This is a genomic window from Streptomyces sp. WM6386, assembly GCF_000972385.1.
Classification (GTDB): domain Bacteria; phylum Actinomycetota; class Actinomycetes; order Streptomycetales; family Streptomycetaceae; genus Streptomyces.
This window is the reverse complement of sequence record NZ_JXTE01000298.1, coordinates 1-771: the sequence shown is the minus strand read 5'-3', so window position 1 is coordinate 771 and position 771 is coordinate 1. Positions and strand designations below refer to the sequence as shown.

The window sequence follows — 771 nt, the reverse complement described above, 5'->3', positions numbered from 1 at the left end:
GTGTAGACGGGCTTGAGCACCTTGGAGATCTTGTCCCAGTCCTGTGGGGCCGCGAATCGAAATGACGCCCGCGGGAGGAAAACCAAACACGTTTGCACCACAGTTCGCGGCCACACCTCGCCGACCGCGTCGGGCGGCCCCTTCAGCCCGTCGCAGACCAGCATGAGGACGTCTTCGACACCCCTGTTCTTGAGCTCGGAGAGCACGCGAAGCCAGTGCTTCGCGCCTTCGCCGCCGTCGCCGGCCCACAGGCCGAGGATGTCGCGGTGCCCTTCGGCGGTGACCGCCAGGGCCGCATAGATCGACCTGTTCGCTACTTGGCCATCGCGAATCTTGACGTTGATAGCGTCAATGAAGACGACCGGGTAGACGCGGCGGTTTCCACGGATCGTTGCGAATAGCAGTAGGCGAGTTCTCTCGACCAGCGTCCCATGGCCTCGGCCAGGTGCGCGGAGATCTCCCCGTGCGTGAGGCCCTTCGCGGACAGCGGGAGCACCATCTCGTCCACGCCGGTCAGCCGGCGCTGCCGCTTCTTGACGATGGCCGGCTCGAAGGAGCCCTCCCGGTCGCGAGGCACGTCGATCTCGACCGGCCCGACGTCCGTCAGTACCGTCTTGGACCGTGTGCCGGTACGGGAGTTGCCGCCGTCCTTGCCCGCCGGATCGTGCTCGTCATAGCCGAGATGGTCGGTGATTTCGCCCCCCAGGGCTGACTCCAGAACCGTCTTGGTCAACTGCTGCAGCAGCCCGCCTCGCTGGTCAACTGCAGCCC

At 65.8% G+C, this 771-nt stretch carries 1 pseudogene; it reads right to left on the bottom strand.

Features of this window, described 5'->3' with window-relative positions:
• Positions 1-771 (bottom strand): annotated as a pseudogene (locus TN53_RS41340) (IS256 family transposase); the annotation flags it as partial.